Here is a 14350-nt window from a genome sequence, read left to right as displayed (position 1 = left end):
CCTCTTGTCGGTTAACACAATCATTCAGTCGCTCCATAGGAATAACCTAGAATGGATAATGACTAACACCTAACCTGAGGAAGTGCATCATGGTTTCCAAGGCAATCAAGTTCGGACCGACCGAATCACCTGCAAAATTTACGGATGTTGAACCCGTTTTTCTTTCTGATGAAACAATATTGGAACGTAAAGCTAAAGTTCTGGAAGGAATGAAAAATGAGGGCTTTGACGCTCTCGTCATTTACGCAGATAAAGAGCACGGCGGTAACTTTGAATATCTGACGGGATTCATCCCGCGTTTCGAAGAAGGACTGTTGATCCTTGATGCCAGTGGGAAAAGTACTGCTGTGCTGGGTAATGAAAATCTCAAAATGGCCCGCTTCTCACGTATTCCCGTCACACTCGCACACAGCCCGTACTTCTCGCTGCCAAACCAGCCAATGGACAATGAAGTGCCGCTGGAAAATATCCTTAGCGATGCAGGGCTCAGTACCAAAAGCAAAGTCGGATTGGTCGGCTGGAAGATGTTTACCCCTGCAAAGGGCGACGGTGAAGCTTATTTTGATCTGCCGTATTTCATTGTAGAGGCGGTGAAATGCGCGCTGAAGCCAGACGCCGCACTCGAAAACGCAGCCCACCTGTTTATAGGTGGCAAAAGTGGAGCTAGGTCGATCTGTAACGCGAATGAAATTGCGCACTATGAGTATGGCGCCAATCTCTCATCCAACTGCATTCTGGATGCGCTGAACGCAGTCGAAGTGGGGGTGCGCGAAGTGGATCTTGGTGCCTGTTTGAGTGCTGAAGGCCAGTACAATACGGTGGTTTCCATTGCTGCGACCGGTAGCCGTTTTGATAAAGCGAACCTCTATCCGACTTATAAAAAGGTGCAGCAGGGTGACCCGCTGTCTCTGACCACGGGCTTTAAAGGTGGCCTTTCCAGCAGAACCGGCTTCGTCATTGCCAAAGAAAGTGAGCTCCCGGTTACGCAGAAAGACTGGCTCGAGCGCGTTGCTAAACCCTATTTTTCCGCCGTGGTAGCCTGGCTTGAGAATATTCAGACAGGAATGAGTGGAGGAGCGCTTTATAATCTGGTCGAAGAGGTTTTACCTAAAGAGCGATATGGCTGGCATCTGAATCCGGGCCATCTGGTATCTGATGAAGAATGGATGTCTTCTCCGGTTTACCACGATTCTGTAGAAGTTCTGAAAAGTGGCATGATCATGCAGATTGATATCATCCCCTCTGTGCCGGGTTATACAGGTGTAAGTGCAGAGGAATGTGTGGTGTTGGCGAATAGCACTTTGCAGGCAGAAATCCGCGCAGCTTACCCAGCACTCTGGGATCGTATCGATAAGCGTCGTCATTATCTAAAAGCAGTTATTGGTATTGAACTCAGTGATGAGGTTTTACCTTTGTCGAATACCGTTGCTTATTTACGCCCATTCCTTCTTGCGAAAAATCATTCGCTGAGCGTGGACAAGTAATTTCGGCAATCGGCAGACGAAAGGTTATTTTCTGCAGCGTCGAAGAAAATGAGAGGCCTTTTCGCCTTAGCCGATAATTAGAAAAGAGATTAGCGGGCAAATCTTCTTGATGCCAGTACGCAGGCAATGACGCATAGGGTGATGGCAATCATGGCTGGACTTATTTCTTCATGAAGCATAAGGGCCGAAAGTGCCAAAGCAAAAAATGGCTGAATGAGTTGCAACTGTCCTACTGCCGCTGTGCCACCCAGCGCAAGGCCTTTGTACCAGAAAATAAAACCAATCAGCATGCTGAAAAGACTGACGTAACCCAGGGCTAGCCACGCCGTTATGCTGACGCCAGCAAGCGAGGAGGGCATCATCAGGAGGGTTGCCGGGAGCATAAAGGGTAGAGATATGACCAAGGCCCAACTGATGACCTGCCAGCCGCCTAGCTGTTTGGTCAGCTTCGCGCCTTCGGCATACCCAAGCCCACATACTATTATGGCGGCCAGCATCAGTAAGTCACCCGCCAGCGAAGCCGTGCCGTTTTGCGCCAGGGCAAAGCCGCAAACCAGCAGGCTACCCAATAGGGAGAAAAACCAAAATGCCGGGCGCGGTTGTTCTCCGCCACGTAGTACGCCAAAAATGGCGGTCGATAGGGGTAGCAGGCCAAGAAACACAATCGAGTGTGATGCAGTAACGTGCTGAAGCGCCATAGCGGTAAAAAGCGGAAAACCGACAACGACGCCAAAAGATACGATAATCAATGAACCCAACTGGCGAACCGTTGGGCGTTTTTCCCGAAACATTCGAAGCATGCCAAGCGCAACCAATCCAGCAATCGCAGCGCGCGTGTAGGTAAGCAGAAAAGGATTAAAATACTGCACAGCCATTCGAGTTGCTGGGAGCGAACCGCTGAATATCAGAACGCCCATAAAACCGTTAAACCAGCCGCTGATCGCGCTGGATGATTCGTATCTACTCACCACGTACCTCTAACTCAGGGTTGATAATCCGCTCCTTAAGGGGAACGATTGACCTCGTCGAGAGTAGAGCAGACAATCCATGACAATCAAATAATTGTAATGGATACAATTCAATGAAGGCACGCTACAAAGCGTTGGTCGATGATTTTTCAAGCCAGATCCGCGCAGGGACACTGGCGGCGGGCCATCGTCTGCCTACACACAGGCAACTTGCCAGTAAAGAGCGGATCTCATTGGCGACGGCGACGCGGGTCTATGCTGAACTGGAAGAGATGGGTCTGGTCAGCGGCGAGGCCGGACGAGGCACCTTTGTCCGGGAAATTACGCTTCATCCTCATCTGGGTGTCGATCAACTCGTCGTGGCAAATGACATGATCGATCTGAATTTCAACTATCCCTCTCTGCCTGAACAAGCTTCGCTGCTGCGCGATGCGCTAAGGAAGCTGACCACAACAGGCGACATCGAGTCATTCCTACGCTATACGCCGCATGGAGGCCGCCTGCAGGAGCGCGCCACGATCGCCCGCTATTTGTCCGGGCTGGGACTTAACCCTGCCGCCGAGGATGTTCTGATCGTCAATGGCGCTCAACAAGGGCTTTCCGTTGCACTCAACGCGCTCCTTAAACCTGGCGACGTTGTGGCGGTTGACGCGCTGACCTATCCGGGATTCAGGAGTCTGGCAGAATTCAGCCATCTGGAGCTTGCCGCCGTGTCATCAACGCCCCACGGCCCTGACTTTGAACAGCTAGTGAAACTGTGTGAAAAACGTCGGGTAAAAGCGATTTATACGATGCCTACGCTCCACAACCCACTTGGTTGGGTCCTGAGTCACGAGCAGCGCACTGAACTCGTCAGGATTGCCCGACTATACGATCTATTGATCATTGAAGATGCGGCATATGCCTATTTGATTCCCGATGCGCCTGCACCGCTGTGGGTCTATGCGCCCGAGAGAACCGTGTACGTCAACGGGTTCTCTAAAAACGTGGCGGCAGGCCTTCGTGTAGGCATGATTGTCTGCTCTGAAAACACCCGTGCGGCACTGGAGCGAGCGATCAGGCTGAGCACCTGGAATACACCTTCACTGATGACGGCAATCGTCTGCGGCTGGATTGACGACGGTACCGTTAGCAGGCTTGAAAAACTTAAGCGGCAGGAAGCAAGAGACCGGCAAACATTGGCACGGAGTATTTTTCATGACATGCCTTATATCAGCCACCCGGCCTCCTATTTCCTCTGGCTGCCACTGCCAGAGGACGTTCGCTCCGAGAAGTTAATTCGCAGCCTCATGGACGAACAAATTTCCGTTTCTTCTGCGTCACCCTACAGTTCAGGTATTTATGTACCACATGCCATCAGGCTTGCTCTGGCCTCACTCACCGAAGAACGGCTGACACATGCACTGACGCGGGTCAGGGAAACGATCCATTACTGGCGCGACTTCTGAGCTTGCAGCAATAGCTTTATCAATCGAACCGTTCAATCGGCAACCCATTTTCAATGGATGCTGCGAAGACCGACAGACGGCTGGCAATCTCAGCGGGTGATTCCAGCGGCGACAGATGTCCAGTGCCAGGAAGAATGACCATAGCGGCATGAGGAATGCGGGGCAGCAACTCTCTTTGCAGTGTTGCCGGATTATCGACCTGATCCCGTTCACCAGAGATGATGGCCACGGGGACGTTGATTGCGGCGACTTCCTGAGTAATGTCTTCGCTGATTGCTATACCGGGCCAGCCTGCTTTGGCCCCGGCAGAGCCTTTTAAACTGTCCTCTATGACCTGTTCACGCAGTGCTGGACTGAGCGGTTTCGCCGTCAGGACATTATCGATGACAAATTCGACGGCTTCGCGGCTGTTGTACGCGCTGCTTAGCCTTTCACGTTCCTCTGCTGTAAGGATCATCGGAGAAGGTGGTGAGGGAGCAATCAGCATCAGGCCTTCAAGTCCAGCAGGCCGACGTGAAGCCATAAGTTGGGCGACTTTTCCTCCCATCGAATGACCAATCAGAATATAACGTTCAATGCCCAGTGCAGTAATAACACCTTCAGCATCCCGGGCCAGGTCGGCAATCCGATAGCCGGATGGTGGCGCATCTGACAATCCCCAGCCGCGTTGGTCAATCGCCACCGTACGGTAGTGTTTCGGAAGCAGGTTTATCACGCTTTCCCAGGTACGGGACGAGCCGCCATAATAATGCAGAAATACCAGTGATACGTCCCCGCAGCCCTGTTGCTGAAGGTTAATTCCGGTACCGTTTATATTGATTTTCATCGCTTTATCTCCATCAAGTAGGTAAAGCAATGGTAATTGTGTTTTCCTGGGATGATAATCCGTAGCTAAGTATCAGCACTCGATACTGTGATTATTGAATGGCGGGATCTGATGGACAGACTTACCAGCATGCAAATCTTTATCACGGCCGTAGAAGAGGGAAGTTTTGCAGCCGCAGCAAGGCGCTTTAAGCTCTCTGCTGCAATGGCAGGGAAGCATGTTAGTGCGATAGAGGCGGAATTGAATGTTCGGCTTCTTCAACGTTCAACACGACGTCTCAGCCTTACTCATGCCGGGCAGCGCTATTATGAGCGCTGTAAAATGATACTTGAGCTTCTTGCCGACGCGAACCGTGAGGCGATTGATGTTCAGACCACTCCGCGCGGATTGCTTCGGGTTGCAGCACCGGTCAGTTTCGGAGCAATGCATCTTGGCGGGATCATCTCACAGTACCTGAACAAGTTTCCTGATGTCAGTCTGGATGTGGTGCTGGAAGACAAATATACCGATCTGCTCGAAAACCGAATTGATGTTGCTATCCGGGTCGGTCGTCTTGAAGACCCCGGGCTGGTCACACGGCGGCTGGCGCCCTGTAACATGGTTTTGTGCGCCTCTCCTGATTATTTAAAAAAGCATGGCACGCCAGAAAAGCCAGCTGATATTTCTCATGCATCGCGTCTCGCCTTCAGCCAGTCGATTTCAGCGGGAGACTGGACGCTATTTGATGCAGAGGGCCGAGCATATCCTATTGAGGGAGCGCCTCTTGTTACCGCCAATAATATGCAGTTGTTGCTCATGTCAGCCCTCAACGGGACAGGAATCGTTTACGGGCCGGATTTTGTTTTTAGTGAATACCTGCAGAAAGGCAGTTTAATCCGGCTTCTGCCGCAATACCGGACGACTGAACTCTATATTCAAGCGGTTTACCCCAGCGCGTTACGCATCCCTTTTAAGGTACGTAGCTTCGTGGATTTTATCGCTGAGACTTTAGATGGCACCCAAATCCGAGGGGATGCCCATTGATTCTGGTGAACATGATGCCCTCTTACGGCAGATAGCAACAGAGACAAGGTCCGCGATGAGTGAACAACGGACATTTTGACTGAGTTAACCAATGGGCATTTTGAACGGTGTGTTATGCAAAAGAAGTCCGGCATTTAACATCAATGCCGGATTGCGTATAACGCTCTAAGGCCCATTACTTGAGACGATATAGTCAGACCAACAGTGGTTTTGTCGCTAATGGCTGATAAGTTGGAAAATCGGTGTAACCTCGTTCATCTCCGCCGAAGAAAGCTTCACGGTTGTACGCCGCAAGGGGATATGCGTTTCGAATACGCTCTGGAAGATCCGGATTTGAGGTAAACAGACGACCAAAAGCAATCAGGTCGGCCTCATTTTTACTCAGTATGTCCTCGGCATCTTCCGGTTTAAAGCCGCCCGCTGCAATAATTTTCCCTTGATAAAAAGCGCGTAAATCGCGACTGGCGACCGGCTCCGCATAATGGCCCGCTTCCCTGTCTTCCGGCCCTACGATGCGGGGCTCTATGATATGCAGATAGGCCAGTTCTGAACGGTTCAGTTGTTCGGCAAGATAACGGAAGGTAGCCGCTGGATCACTGTCATGCATATCACCGTATATGCCACTCGGAGAGATACGCACAGCAACACGCCCCGGCCCCCAGACATCCGTAAGGACATCAACGGACTCAAGCAGAAAGCGCGCCCTGTTTTCACGTGAACCGCCATAGATGTCGGTGCGTTGGTTACTGCTATCCAGCAGAAATTGTTCGGGCAAATAGCCATTGGCTGCATGGAGTTCTACGCCATCAAACCCTGCGGCTCTTGCCCGAAGGGCTGCCTGACGTAATTCATCCATAAGCAGCTGTATTTCATCCAGTTCCAACGTGCGCGGAACAGGGAAAAGCTTACCCTCATAGGCTCCCTGCTTATTTTTGACCACACCATAGGTCTCTCTGGCGATGAGTGCGGATGGCGCTATGGGTTGGCGTCCTGATGACAGTTCAGGCAGAGACTGACGGCCCGGGTGCCAAAGCTGCAGCATGATCTGACTGCCGCGAGCGTGTACAGCCTCTACCAGACGCTGCCATCCCGCTTGTTGCTCGTCAGTGAAGATACCCGGCGCATCTTCATAAGCATTTGCAAAGGGCGAAACGGCCGTGGCTTCAGCGATAAGGAGTCCGCCGCGACTTGCACGCTGGCGGTAATACTCAGTCATCAGGTCGCCAGGAATACCGCCCTGCAGGGTTCTCATGCGTGTGGTAGGTGCCATGACGACACGGTGATCCAGCTGAAGTTTTCCTGCTGTAACAGGTGAGAATAACGTTTTCAAAATAGGCTCCCCACGGTGGGCCAGGGCCCATATCACAAGGCTCTGGCGCAAATCAAAATGAATTCAGGAATACTGACAATCTGATGGAATTATTGCTGGGCCATAGAGTGGGCAACCTGAGCCGCGCTGATACCTTCCAGCGCCAGGCCGTAACCCAGACCTTCATCTACCAGACGCTTAAGACGCTGAGTCAGTGCAATCCGGGTATAGCGCGAAGTCAGTGGGGGAAGGGCTGCAATCCCGTCGGCAATTTCATGGGCGCGGACCAGGAGCTTATCAACCGGCACAATTTCATTGACGACACCCCAGTTTTTCGCCGTTTCAGCATCCAGCACCTGACGGGTCAGCAGGAAGTGGCGGCCGCGAATTGAGCCAATGACTTCCGGCCACAGAATGTGAACGCCGTCACCGGGGACAATTCCAAATTCGAAATGCGGCTTGTCCTGGAAAACGGTTTCCGGGGTAGCCAGAATGGTATCGGTCAGCAGGGCGTACTCGCTGTGAAGCAGAACCGGGCCGTTCAGCGCGGTGATCATCGGAACTTCAATATCCAGAATGTTGCTCAGCACTTTTCTACCTTCACGCAGGATTTTGTCGAAACCTGTTGGGGTAAAGAAATCAAATCCTTCAGGGCTGATTGCGTCCATAAAGGCATCACCCGAACCGGTGAGGATAATCACGCGGTTTTCACGGTCTTCACCGATAGCATGGAACAACTCAACGAACTGCTCATGGGTATGGCCGTTGAAAACCAGTTTTTCACCGTCGGTGTGGAATTTCACTTCCAGTACGCCATTTTTTTTACGGGTTAAAACGGCGTTTGGGAAAGCATTACGATAAGTTTCAAACGTTGACATGGTGGCGATCCTTGTTGTTACCAGTCCGGAGTGGCTGGCCGTGAAACAACAATATGTCATTCCTTGAAAGTTGGGATCGCCTCATGAAAGGATAATGGATATTCCTGTGTGGAATGATTATTTCTACTTTACAGCCATGATGGCTTCGACAAAACCTGCAAACTGTCGCGCCTTGGCACTGGCAAGGCGGCCATTAGGAAAAACGGCCCACAGATCGATGGAAGGCAGTTGCCAAGACGTCAGCACCTTCCGAACAGCCCCATTCCTTAATTCCTCTGCAAACATCCAGTCGGAGGCAATGCACAGACCCATATGACTTAGCACGGCAGCTCGCTGTCCTTCAGCGGCGCTGACGCGAATGCGACCGCTCAGGGCAGTGGAAACAACGGCTCCCTGACATGTAAATGTCCAGAGACTGGGCTGTGGGTTGTAGAGGATGGCATTATGCTCTGCGAGATCACTTGGGGTTGTCGGTTCACCTTTTTTTGAAAGATAGCCTGGCGTGGCGATCACCGAGCGGGCTCCCGTTGCCAGTTTTCGGGCTACGACACCTGAGTCGGGTAGATTCCCCATGCGCAGTGAGACATCGATACCTTCAGCAATCAGGTCGATCACTCTGTCATCAAGAATCACGTCGACATCCAATTCCGGGTGTTCCTCAAGAAACGCCGGGAGTTGAGGAATGATATGCAGTCGGGCAAATGTAGTTGCGGCTGAAATCCGCAGCTTTCCGGATAACCCTTTTCCTGCCCCCCGGGCGGCTAGCTCAGCCTCGTCGGCTTCCTGCAAGGCAGCCAGTGCCCGCTCATAGTAGCGCTGCCCGGCCTCGGTGGGTGTCAGGCCGTGCGTTGAACGTGTCAGCAAGCGGGTCTGCAATCGTAACTCTAACTGGGCAACAATTTTGGAGACCGCAGGCTGGCCGATATTGAGTTGTCGGGCTGCTGCAGAAAAAGAGCCCGTGTCGACGACACGGACATACGTTGCCATTGCATGAAAACGGTCCATGTTATTCCTCATGAGAATAGGGATTATCCTATGAGCTTACCTACCATTCCTTAAATGGGCGAGCCATTATTATTTTCAATTTGTCGGGACTGGCCCGGCAAAATCTCACCAAGGAAACGACCATGATTGATATTTATGCATTCGCCACGCCTAACAGCATCAAGGTACCTGTCGCGCTGGAAGAGCTTGGTCTGGAGTATGGTTTGCATGCAGTGAATGTGCGTAAAGGGGAGCAAAAGGCGGCCAAATTTCTCGCCTTAAATCCCAATGGTAAGGTTCCTGTGCTTGTCGATACTGAGGCTTCATCTCAACCTTTGTTACTGACTGAGTCTGCGGCAATCCTCATTTATCTGGCTGAAAAAACCGGAAAGCTCTTACCTGCTTCAGGACTGGCAAGAGCCCGGGTGTTTGAGCAGCTGTTCTTCCATGCTTCAGGGTTGGGGCCAGCTTTTGGCCAGGCAGGTTTCTTTCAGCGCCAGGTATCCGAACCTCAGCCGCTTGCGATTCAGCGTTTCACTGCTGAAGCGGACCGCACCTTGCATGTACTGGATTCCCTTCTGGCGAGTCGCCAATTTGTTGCCGGAGAGGAGTTCACTATTGCAGACATTGCGCACTTTGGCTGGCTCTGGCGTCGTGAGTTTGCTGGAGTTAGCCTTGAAAACGCCCCGAATGTGGCGCGCTGGTTTAATGAGGTATTTGATCGACCCGCCGTACAGCGTGCAGTGCAACGCGTTAACGCACTTGTTCCAGAGTAAGTATTAGCTGCCTTTACAGTCAAAAGCCTCGTTAAACGCTTTCAGTCTTCGGGAACTACTTATGCAGCCCGTACTATGGACTATCAAAGAGGACCGATAATTTGTGCCTGAAGAAGGCCAGATAATACTCGTCAGCCAGAGCAGAAATAGACGCCTCGTTCTTTACGACGCATTCCTGGCCAGTGAACCCCATCCTGGTCGATAACAGGATATGCCTGATGTGATTTACTGGAGTGAATGATGAAAAGAACTTTTTTAATTACGGGTGCCAGCAAAGGTATCGGGCTAGGACTGGCTCACAGACTGACCGGGGCAGGTCATCATGTAGTAGGTATCGCTCGGGGAGCTTCGGAGTATTTCCCCGGTACTTTGATCAGTGCAGATCTTGCCGATGTTCAGCAGACACAAAGAGCCTTGGAGGAGCTAAGCCAGCGGTATGCATTTGATGGGATCGTCAACAATGTGGGACTGGTTAAGCCGCAGCGTCTCGGTCAGATTGACTTAGCCTCTTTCGAAGAGGTTATGCGCGTCAATCTCAACCCTGCAATACTGGGAACTCAGGCCTTACTCCCCGGTATGAAAGGCAGAGGCTGGGGAAGAATCATCAATATCTCCAGCCTTACTGCGCTTGGAAGCGTAGAGCGGACCGCTTATGCTGCTGCAAAAGCTTCACTGATCAGCTTTACCCGTAATTGGGCACTGGAGCTCGCTCAGACAGGGATAACCGTAAACGCGGTTGCGCCGGGCCCGACTGAAACGGATCTGTTTCGGGCGAACAATCAACCGGGGAGCGTGGGTGAAGAGAGATATCTTAAAGGCGTACCAATGAAACGATTTGGCAAACCAGAAGAAATCGCTGCAACCATTGCTTTTCTGATGTCAGAGGATGCAGCCTTTATGACGGGACAGACACTGTATGTGGATGGCGGTGCATCGATAGGGAACTTACTTTTCTGAAAACCTGGCGTTCTAAGGGGATGACTTGATTATTTCCTCAAGGAAACGCCCGTGTTTTTTAATTTCCGCTGTTGGCACGAAGCTGACCTCAGCGCGTTTTATAAAGCAAAGTCTTTGGGAGGTTGGGGGAGGCATGCTGAATTCGCTTCATCCCGGCATCTCACTCGGCAAAACGCAGTTTAATGACAAAGTAAAATGCTGCCCGGCGTTTTTGCGCAGGGCAGCGTTAGATCTGTCATATTTCAGCACGTTATTTTCGGCGACAACGTGTCACCTTTTTACACTCTGCCTCAAGCTTACTGCCCTAACTGCGGACCAGCCTGGGCAATGCGCGCACCGGCTTCGTTGCGGCTGTACTGTTCAAAGTTGTTAATAAACAACTGCGCCAGTTTCTCGGCAGCTTCGTGCCACTGTGCCGGGGTTTCCCAGCCGTTACGCGGGTCAAGGGTTTTCACGTCCACACCAGCAATTTCCTGCGGAATGGCGAGGCCAAAGATCGGCAAGGCTTCCTCGCGCAACGCACCGGTTTCCCCTTCGAGGATGGCATTAACGATTTGGCGTGTATCCTTCAGCGACAGACGCTCACCTTTGCCATTCCAGCCAGTATTCACCAACCACACCTCAGCACCGCTCTGCGCGACTTTCTCCTGCAGCACATCGGCATACTGCGTTGGGTGCAGCATCAGGAACGCTGCGCCATAGCAGGCGGAGAACGTCGGGGTAGGGGCTGTAATGCCGCGCTCGGTACCAGCCAACTTAGAAGTGAAGCCGGACAGGAAGTGATACTGCATCTGTTCCTGCGTCAGGCGAGAAACTGGTGGGAGTACCCCGAAGCCATCTGCGGCAAGGAAGATGATGCGAGAAGGGGCACCTGCGCGAGAAACCGGTAGCACGATATTCTCGATATGTGACAGCGGATAAGAGACACGAGTGTTCTCAGTCTTGCTGCCATCGGCATAATCCACGCTACCATCTTCTCTGAGCACGACGTTTTCCAGCAGCGCGTTACGGCGGATAGCGCCATAAATTTCCGGTTCAGACTCAGCCTTCAGATTAATGGTTTTGGCATAGCAGCCGCCTTCAAAGTTGAATACGCCGTCTGCATCCCAACCGTGTTCATCATCGCCAATCAGCTGGCGGCGTGGATCGGTCGACAGTGTGGTTTTACCGGTGCCAGAGAGGCCGAAGAACAGTGCCACATCGCCTTGTTCACCGCGGTTTGCTGAGCAGTGCATTGAAGCAATGCCCTTCAGCGGCAGCAGGTAGTTCATGACCGAGAACATCCCTTTTTTCATCTCACCGCCGTACCAGGTACCACCGATCAGTTGAATATTTTCTGTCAGGTTGAAGGCAACAAAATTCTCAGAGTTTAACCCTTGCTCCTGCCACTGCGGATTCACGCAACCCGCGCCGTTGATGACCGTGAAGTCCGGGGTAAAGTTTGCCAGCTCATCGGCAGTAGGTGCGATAAACATGTTTTTGACAAAGTGCGCCTGCCACGCCACTTCAGTGACAAAACGCACCGCCAGGCGGGTATCTGAACTCGCGCCGCACCAGGCATCAACGATGTAGAGCGCTTTTTCCGACAGGTGATCGGCAACCAGCGTTTTCAGGTGTGCCCACACCTCAACGGACATCGGTTTGTTATCGTTGCGGCCTTGGCCTGCATCGGACCACCACAGGGTATCTCGAGTGACATCGTCGCGAACGATGTACTTGTCACGCGGAGAACGGCCAGTGAACTCGCCGGTATCAACGGTCACCGCGCCAGAAGTGGTCAGGAAACCTCGCGCCGGGCCTTTGAGGTCGGCTGCGGTTTCATGTTCGAAGAGCAATTCATAATTCGGGTTGTAGACGATCTCGCTGACATCGTTGATGCCAAGGCTGGAGAGATGTTGCATGACAGATGTAATTGCGCTCATAGGATACCTTGAATCATTGCATGTATGGCGAGGCGGCAGTAACCGACCCGATTGAGGAGCGGATAGTAGCACTGGCTATGTGATGCAGAAATTGCATATAAATCATTTGTCATGTAAAAATTGCATAGAAATGGGGGCTGTAATCGGAGCAGAGAAGTGCTAAGTAATCTCGAAGTGAAGTGGTTTTATGATGTGATTGCACTGGATGAGTGCCGCAGCTTTACGCTGGCGGCAGAGAAACGGAATATTTCGCAATCCTCATTCAGCAGAAGGATCCAGGCACTGGAATCTAACCTTGGTTTCAGCGTCTTTAATCGTGAAGTGAATCCGCCGCAGTTGACGCCACAGGGCAGGATATTTGTCGGCTATGCCAGAAATATGCTCGACGATATGGACTTCCAGATCAGCCGAATCAAGGGAGAGGATAAGCTGAAGCAAAGCATTCGTATTGACGCGGCGCCTTCGCTGTCTGTCCTGCTGCTTCCCGATATCCTGGCGGATTACCGCGACAGCCCGGATAAGGTGTTCTTTGTTGAATCGATTAACGTGAACGATGCAGTGTTTAATCTTAAGGAAGGTAAAAGTGATTTTATCCTGTCCTTTTATAATGAAGAGCTGATGAATTACCCGTTCATCAACCATAAAATCTTCGATTCCGCTTTGCACCTAGTCTCCCCCTGTGATCAGCACGGCAAGCCGCTTTTCTCGATCAATGGCGATACGCTGCCACTGGTCAAATACGCCAATGACAGCTATATGGGGCGTCAAGTCAATCAGGTCATTGATCGCATACCGAACACGACCTTTATTCTGACCTTTGTCTCATCCATGAGTGAATTGCTGAAAAGAATGATACTGAAAGGCGATGCTGTAGGCTGGCTTCCAGACTACTCGATTCAGCGTGAGCTCGAGGAGAGAAGGCTGGCGATCATGGACCACAGCCTTTCACTGAAGATTTCGGCTTATGTTTATCGTTCCGGCGCACGTTTAAATCTCACGGCGGAACGCTTCTGGCGTTATGTGAAGGGGCGAAATGTTGAGTAAGAGATTGCCGTACAGTCTGAATAGAATCGCTTACATGGAAGTCTTCGCTAATTTCCTAATGCTGCAATAATTGCGGCTTCCATTTTCTCCGGGGTACAAATTGGTGCAAAACGCTTGAGCGGTTTACCGTCACGGCCGATAAGAAACTTAGTGAAATTCCATTTGATTCGACCGCCCAGCACGCCAGGTAATTCATCTTTTAAATAACGAAACACGGGGTGCGTCGCGGCGCCGTTCACCTCGACTTTCTCGAATATCGGGAAGGTCACACCGTAGTTGATGTGACAGGTCTGCGAGATGTCGTCCGCATCGCCGGGCTCCTGCTTGCCAAACTGGTTGCAGGGGAAACCCAGCACCACTAAACCTTGCGCAGCGTACTTTTTGTAGAGCGTTTCAAGGCCGGCATATTGCGGCGTAAATCCACAGTGGCTGGCGGTATTGACTACCAGAACCAGTTTACCGGCGTAGTCGGCCATAGAGATAGGCTGACCACGTAGCCCGACGGCATTCAGTTGATGAAAGGGTGTCATGTTGGGATCCTCAGAACAGAAACCGTTTGATATCGACGATGTTACCTGGCGCGCCACTGAAAGTGCAAATTGCGTTGAGCGAGGCAATTAGCAGCTTTTGCTGATGTGGTGGCGTAAATGCTCCCGAAAAATAAGGATCCAACCCTTTTATAGATTACTCAAACTGTGATCCAATGAGCGGAATCATAATTTGTAATCGAT

The 14350-nt window shown here is 51.6% G+C and carries 13 protein-coding genes; 6 read left to right on the top strand and 7 right to left on the bottom strand.

The annotated features are described in order from the left end of the window. Positions 1–89 precede the first annotated feature (89 nt). A complete protein-coding gene (locus tag HA51_RS03535) occupies positions 90–1484 on the top strand; it encodes a M24 family metallopeptidase (RefSeq protein WP_084931904.1) in 1395 nt (464 codons plus the stop codon). A gap of 89 nt (positions 1485–1573) precedes the next feature. On the opposite strand, the gene HA51_RS03530 is transcribed toward HA51_RS03535, so the two are convergent. Continuing rightward, positions 1574–2455 (bottom strand): DMT family transporter, encoded by an 882-nt coding sequence (locus HA51_RS03530; RefSeq protein WP_084931902.1) that lies wholly within the window; start codon positions 2453–2455, stop codon positions 1574–1576. A 110-nt stretch (positions 2456–2565) separates the two neighbouring features. Here HA51_RS03530 and HA51_RS03525 point away from each other — a divergent pair, with 110 nt between their 5' ends. Beyond that, positions 2566–3900: an aminotransferase-like domain-containing protein gene (locus HA51_RS03525; RefSeq protein ID WP_084931900.1), complete on the top strand. Its 1335-nt coding sequence runs from the start codon at positions 2566–2568 to the stop codon at positions 3898–3900. Between the two features lie 19 nt (positions 3901–3919). On the opposite strand, the gene HA51_RS03520 is transcribed toward HA51_RS03525, so the two are convergent. Further along, a complete protein-coding gene (locus HA51_RS03520; protein WP_084931898.1) occupies positions 3920–4726 on the bottom strand; it encodes an alpha/beta fold hydrolase in 807 nt (268 codons plus the stop codon). 111 nt (positions 4727–4837) lie between these two features. On the opposite strand from HA51_RS03520, the gene HA51_RS03515 reads away from it, so the two are divergent. Further along, entirely contained in the window at positions 4838–5749 is a 912-nt protein-coding gene (locus HA51_RS03515) for a LysR family transcriptional regulator (protein WP_245840136.1), read from the top strand. A 193-nt stretch (positions 5750–5942) separates the two neighbouring features. Here HA51_RS03515 and HA51_RS03510 read toward each other — a convergent pair whose 3' ends face one another. The 3 genes from HA51_RS03510 to HA51_RS03500 form a co-directional block, all read right to left on the bottom strand. Then, entirely contained in the window at positions 5943–7079 is a 1137-nt protein-coding gene (locus tag HA51_RS03510; RefSeq protein ID WP_084931896.1) for an alkene reductase, read from the bottom strand. Between the two features lie 89 nt (positions 7080–7168). Further along, the gene (locus HA51_RS03505) at positions 7169–7936 is read right to left on the bottom strand and encodes an enoyl-CoA hydratase/isomerase family protein (protein WP_084931894.1); all 768 of its coding nucleotides are present in this window, start codon (positions 7934–7936) and stop codon (positions 7169–7171) included. Positions 7937–8059: 123 nt separating this feature from the next. Beyond that, complete coding sequence (locus HA51_RS03500; RefSeq protein ID WP_084931892.1) at positions 8060–8941, bottom strand: LysR family transcriptional regulator; 882 nt, start codon at positions 8939–8941, stop codon at positions 8060–8062. Positions 8942–9063: 122 nt separating this feature from the next. Between HA51_RS03500 and HA51_RS03495 the strand changes: the two genes are divergently transcribed. After that, complete coding sequence (locus tag HA51_RS03495; protein WP_084931890.1) at positions 9064–9696, top strand: glutathione S-transferase family protein; 633 nt, start codon at positions 9064–9066, stop codon at positions 9694–9696. A 237-nt stretch (positions 9697–9933) separates the two neighbouring features. After that, a complete protein-coding gene (locus tag HA51_RS03490) occupies positions 9934–10653 on the top strand; it encodes an SDR family oxidoreductase (protein ID WP_084931888.1) in 720 nt (239 codons plus the stop codon). Positions 10654–10949: 296 nt separating this feature from the next. Here HA51_RS03490 and pckA read toward each other — a convergent pair whose 3' ends face one another. Further along, entirely contained in the window at positions 10950–12575 is a 1626-nt protein-coding gene (pckA, locus tag HA51_RS03485) for a phosphoenolpyruvate carboxykinase (ATP) (protein ID WP_084931886.1), read from the bottom strand. A 156-nt stretch (positions 12576–12731) separates the two neighbouring features. On the opposite strand from pckA, the gene HA51_RS03480 reads away from it, so the two are divergent. Beyond that, on the top strand, positions 12732–13619 hold the full coding sequence (locus HA51_RS03480) for a LysR family transcriptional regulator (RefSeq protein WP_084931883.1): 888 nt from the start codon (positions 12732–12734) through the stop codon (positions 13617–13619). Between the two features lie 47 nt (positions 13620–13666). Here the strand turns inward: HA51_RS03480 and HA51_RS03475 are convergent, their stop codons facing one another. Continuing rightward, positions 13667–14149, bottom strand: coding sequence for a glutathione peroxidase (locus HA51_RS03475; RefSeq protein ID WP_084931881.1), 483 nt, complete (start codon positions 14147–14149; stop codon positions 13667–13669). Between the last annotated feature and the right edge of the window lie 201 nt (positions 14150–14350).

The organism is Pantoea rwandensis (assembly GCF_002095475.1).
Classification (GTDB): domain Bacteria; phylum Pseudomonadota; class Gammaproteobacteria; order Enterobacterales; family Enterobacteriaceae; genus Pantoea; species Pantoea rwandensis.
The sequence above is the reverse complement of the archived record's forward strand: the minus strand, read 5'-3'. Positions and strand labels throughout refer to the sequence as shown.

Excerpts from the sequence above, each read along its gene's own strand:
- HA51_RS03525 (WP_084931900.1), top strand. The coding sequence starts at position 2,566 with ATGAAGGCACGCTACAAAGCGTTGGTCGATGATTTTTCAAGCCAGATC.
- HA51_RS03520 (WP_084931898.1), bottom strand. The coding sequence starts at position 4,726 with ATGAAAATCAATATAAACGGTACCGGAATTAACCTTCAGCAACAGGGC.
- HA51_RS03475 (WP_084931881.1), bottom strand. The coding sequence starts at position 14,149 with ATGACACCCTTTCATCAACTGAATGCCGTCGGGCTACGTGGTCAGCCT.
- HA51_RS03495 (WP_084931890.1), top strand. The coding sequence starts at position 9,064 with ATGATTGATATTTATGCATTCGCCACGCCTAACAGCATCAAGGTACCT.
- HA51_RS03505 (WP_084931894.1), bottom strand. The coding sequence starts at position 7,936 with ATGTCAACGTTTGAAACTTATCGTAATGCTTTCCCAAACGCCGTTTTA.
- HA51_RS03535 (WP_084931904.1), top strand. The coding sequence starts at position 90 with ATGGTTTCCAAGGCAATCAAGTTCGGACCGACCGAATCACCTGCAAAA.
- HA51_RS03515 (WP_245840136.1), top strand. The coding sequence starts at position 4,838 with ATGGACAGACTTACCAGCATGCAAATCTTTATCACGGCCGTAGAAGAG.
- HA51_RS03500 (WP_084931892.1), bottom strand. The coding sequence starts at position 8,941 with ATGGACCGTTTTCATGCAATGGCAACGTATGTCCGTGTCGTCGACACG.
- HA51_RS03490 (WP_084931888.1), top strand. The coding sequence starts at position 9,934 with ATGATGAAAAGAACTTTTTTAATTACGGGTGCCAGCAAAGGTATCGGG.
- pckA (WP_084931886.1), bottom strand. The coding sequence starts at position 12,575 with ATGAGCGCAATTACATCTGTCATGCAACATCTCTCCAGCCTTGGCATC.